The following is a 2,369-nucleotide window of genomic DNA, read 5'->3' as shown; positions in this document are numbered from 1 at the left end:
GAATACCTAAGAAAACCGGAATGGTTGAAAATAAAATTAAATACGAATGAACATTATACTGGCTTAAAAAAAATGATGCGTGAAAAAAACCTGCATACGGTATGTGAAGAGGCGCGCTGCCCCAATATTCACGAATGTTGGGCTGAGAGAAGAACGGCTACCTTCATGATCCTTGGTGATACATGTACACGTGCCTGCCGTTTCTGTGCAGTTAAAACAGGATTGCCAACAGAATTAGATTTGGCAGAACCAGAACGAGTGGCAGACTCTGTTCAATTAATGAACTTAAAACATGTTGTGGTTACTGCGGTAGCCCGGGATGATTTAAAAGATGGCGGTGCAGGAGTTTTTGCAGAAACCGTTAAAGCGATTAGAAGAAAGAATCCTTTTACTAGCATTGAGGTTCTCCCATCAGATATGGGTGGAAAGGAAGAAAATCTAGCATTGTTAATGGATGCAAAGCCTGACATCTTAAATCATAATATTGAAACGGTAAGAAGACTTACACCAAGAGTTAGAGCGCGTGCAAAGTATGAGCGTTCATTAGAATTTTTGCGCAGAGCGAAAGAAATGCAGCCTACAATACCAACGAAATCAAGCTTAATGGTTGGTCTTGGAGAAACAAAAGAAGAAATTATCGAGGTCATGGATGACCTAAGAGCAAATAATGTAGATATAATGACAATTGGACAATATTTACAACCCTCTAAGAGCCATCTAAAGGTTGAAAAATATTATCGTCCAGAGGAATTTGCCGAATTACGCGAAATTGCCATCACTAAAGGTTTTAGTCATTGCGAGGCTGGTCCGTTAGTACGTTCATCCTACCATGCAGATGAACAGGTTAATGCAGCAGCTAAGCATAAACAATTGCTTGGAGAAACTGAAGCAAAAGAAGCATAAGATAAAATGAAAAGCAGAAGCGCCTAGGCGCTGTAGTAGTCAAAAAAAGAGTTCAGTCTGCACATAACCCTGTCAAGTAGACAATGAAAAAAAGAGAACACTAAGCTGCGGCCTTTTCTCGGTATTCAATCGGGGAAAGGCCTTTAAATTTTTCTTGGAATCGTTCCTTATTATAAAACTCAATGTACTCCTGGACAGCCTGATATGCTTCCTCAAGGGTTTTAGGACGCACTAAATACAACTTCTCTGTCTTTAAATGTGAGAAGAAACATTCAATACAAGCATTATCGTGGCAATTTCCTTTTCTAGAATGACTTCCTTGGATTTTAAGCTCCTTTACATGATTCTCATATGTTCTAGTTGTATATTGGAAACCTTGATCTGAGTGGATAAGTGCATTCTTGGCAAAAGGTACTCCTTCTAATTGTTTTAACGTATTTAATACTAATTCAAGGTCGTTCCTTTCTGATAATTGCCAAGCTACAATCTCATTATTATATAAATCTAAAACCGCTGATAGATAGGCAAAATTTTCTCCTACCCGCACATATGTAATATCCGTAACTAGCTTCTCAAACCGATTTTCTGCAAAAAACTCTCTGTTAAGTACGTTAGGAAATACAACAGATCCTCTACGTCCGTAGAACGGTCTTTTCTTACGAATAACTGATTTTATTCCCAATTCCCGCATTAAACGACGTACACGTTTGTGATTTACAACAATGCCTTCTCTAAATAAAGCCCGCCTCATTCGTTTATAGCCATAGTAGGGGTGTAATTTATAAATGGCTAGAATATGTTCCTTTAGCAATACATCCTCTTCCATACGAATAGACCGTTTAGACCGACTATTACACCATTTGTAGTATCCTGCTTTAGATACCTCACCAATCTTAAGAAGCCACGCAAGTGGGTGCTTTTTCCTTAATTGATCAATGATTTGAAACCTTTCTGCCTTTAAGACCACTCCTTCCCATGTAGATTTGGATTGCGCTTTTTTAGGTATTCTACCTGCGCTTTCAAGTAAGCATTTTCATCCTCTAAGCTATTAAAATTCCTTTTATTCCACTGTCCTCTTAGATCTTCAAAAGACACATTATTCCTTACTTTCTTTACCCACTCGGCAATTTGGGCATCACTCTTAATCCCAAAGCGTTCTCGAAGCTGTCGGTAGGACCAGCCCTCCTCCAGCTTCAAACGAACTACCTCACGTTTTAATTCCTCTGTATATGTACTAAATGTTTGTCCCTTTTTGGCCATAGAAAAATCCCCTCCCAGGAAGACTATTAAGAACATCATACATGCTCTCTTTTTTTAATGTCTACCTGTAGGGGATAATACCAGTTACCCAAACAGGTTACTCTTTTTTTATTCATAAACTTTTCAGATTATTTTCTAAAATAAAGTTGAAAAACCCAAACACGTCACATATAATAAAAATGTACATTTCCAAATAAACAATTTAA

The 2,369-nt window shown here is 37.9% G+C and carries 2 protein-coding genes; one reads left to right on the top strand and one right to left on the bottom strand.

Going from position 1 to position 2,369, the window contains the following annotated elements; genetic code table 11:
• Window positions 1–903: lipoyl synthase (gene lipA, locus ACGLXV_RS24745; RefSeq protein WP_391560736.1), on the top strand; the 903-nt coding region annotated here is incomplete at its 5' end.
• A gap of 100 nt (window positions 904–1,003) precedes the next feature.
• On the opposite strand, the gene ACGLXV_RS24740 is transcribed toward lipA, so the two are convergent.
• Window positions 1,004–2,163, bottom strand: a protein-coding gene (locus ACGLXV_RS24740; protein ID WP_391560735.1) for an IS3 family transposase whose coding sequence is annotated in 2 segments (ribosomal slippage) — window positions 1,004–1,905 and window positions 1,905–2,163 — 1,161 coding nt in all. Because the reading frame shifts where the segments join, the coding sequence is not laid out codon by codon here.
• Window positions 2,164–2,369 lie beyond the last annotated feature (206 nt).

Origin of the sequence: Robertmurraya sp. (genome assembly GCF_036676585.1) — a bacterium.
Classification (GTDB): domain Bacteria; phylum Bacillota; class Bacilli; order Bacillales; family Cytobacillaceae; genus Robertmurraya_A.
This window is presented reverse-complemented; position numbering and strand designations above follow the sequence as displayed.